At 40.9% G+C, this 1,378-nt stretch carries 2 protein-coding genes and 1 tRNA gene; 1 reads left to right on the top strand and 2 read right to left on the bottom strand.

What is annotated here, in order from left to right:
- Positions 1-38: 38 nt before the first annotated feature.
- Positions 39-377: a CGGC domain-containing protein gene (locus tag DW033_RS24250; RefSeq protein ID WP_122383247.1), complete on the bottom strand. Its 339-nt coding sequence runs from the start codon at positions 375-377 to the stop codon at positions 39-41.
- A gap of 84 nt (positions 378-461) precedes the next feature.
- Positions 462-935, bottom strand: a complete 474-nt coding sequence (gene trxA / locus DW033_RS24245) for a thioredoxin (protein ID WP_005858169.1) — start codon at positions 933-935, stop codon at positions 462-464.
- Between the two features lie 192 nt (positions 936-1,127).
- Here trxA and DW033_RS24240 point away from each other — a divergent pair.
- A tRNA-Ser gene (locus DW033_RS24240) sits at positions 1,128-1,212 on the top strand.
- Positions 1,213-1,378: the final 166 nt, after the last annotated feature.

The raw sequence follows: 1,378 nt of genomic DNA, 5'->3' as shown, positions 1-1,378 counted from the left end.
TTTCAGACTTACAAAGCTGTATGCTTAATCCCCCAGGTTTATCGGGTGAGCCTATAATCGATCAGCCGGATGCCATCGCCTAAATCGTTCTGGATAACATCCTTCATCCTTTTGGCGAAAGGACAGGCATAACCTATCGGCGTCCCTTTTTGGATACAGGAAGCAAAAGCGATACTATCCGCCCCTCTATTCACCAACTCCCTCGCCCTTAATACGGCCTTTTTTCCGGGACAACCTCCGCAATTGATAAACCCAATGATCTCAATATCTTCCTCTACGCCCTCAAAGGCTCCCTTTTTCTCACGGATCATCCTAAAATCAGTAGTACCGGGGCAAAAATCCTCTGTTTGCATACATCTGATAATTCCTACTTTCATAAAGCATCCCTCCCAATTAAAAAAGCCGTAAAATCTAAAATTCTACGGCTTTCCGATCTATAAATGATGATTAACTAAGTCGTGTTACTTCTTCTTCAACAAGAAAGTATCGATCTGTTTCACAAACTCCTCACGGGGAAGAGCTCCCATCGATATCTGAGGCTGTCCTTCCTTAGGGATAAACAAGAACGTAGGAATACTTTGTATACCGAAAGCGGCAGCCAACTCCTTTTCCTTATCCACATTTACCTTATAAACTACGATATCATTCTTATACAGGATAGCCAAATCCCTTAAAATAGGAGCCACTTGCTTGCAGGGACCACACCAGTCCGCATAAAAATCGATGATACAAGGCTTATCACCTTCATATACCCATTTCGTAGCGTTCTTCTCGTAATTGAATACCTTTTGCAGGAACTCTGCCTTGTTCAAAGTAACGACCTCTCCCTTGGAGGCGGTACCAGCCTCACTTGATTTATCTGATTTAGCGGACATCGAGCAGCTTACTAATAGCAGCACAACCGAAACCAGCCATAAACTTTTCAACTTTCTCATATAGAAACCTTTTACTTGATTGATAAATTATTTGCTACAAAAATAGCAATAAAAAGGGGATTCCCACACATTCTATTCTTAAAAGAAAAGAATAAACAAAAAGAAAAAAAGCGCATAAGACTCTTGTATATTCCAAAAGAATGACTACCTTTGCAAAGCAATTAAACGAAACGTTTGATCGCAAAACATATTGGAAAGATGGCAGAGTGGTCGATTGCGGCGGTCTTGAAAACCGTTGAACCGAGAGGTTCCCGGGGTTCGAATCCCTGTCTTTCCGCAGAGCCTACTGAACAAAACAAGAGAGTAAGTGGACAAAAACCTACAAATCGCTGATTTGTAGGTTTTTTTATTGCCTATAAGTCTTGTCTCCAATGCCTTATCAGAAGAAAATTCGGCTCACCCGATAAATCAGGGGGAAAATTCTTTAATTCTATAGAAAATTT

This window comes from Parabacteroides sp. AF39-10AC, from assembly GCF_003635405.1.
In the GTDB taxonomy this organism is placed as follows: Bacteria; Bacteroidota; Bacteroidia; order Bacteroidales; family Tannerellaceae; genus Parabacteroides; species Parabacteroides distasonis.
The sequence above is the reverse complement of the archived record's forward strand: the minus strand, read 5'-3'. Positions and strand labels throughout refer to the sequence as shown.

Excerpts from the sequence above, each read along its gene's own strand:
- DW033_RS24250 (WP_122383247.1), bottom strand. The coding sequence starts at position 377 with ATGAAAGTAGGAATTATCAGATGTATGCAAACAGAGGATTTTTGCCCC.
- trxA (WP_005858169.1), bottom strand. The coding sequence starts at position 935 with ATGAGAAAGTTGAAAAGTTTATGGCTGGTTTCGGTTGTGCTGCTATTA.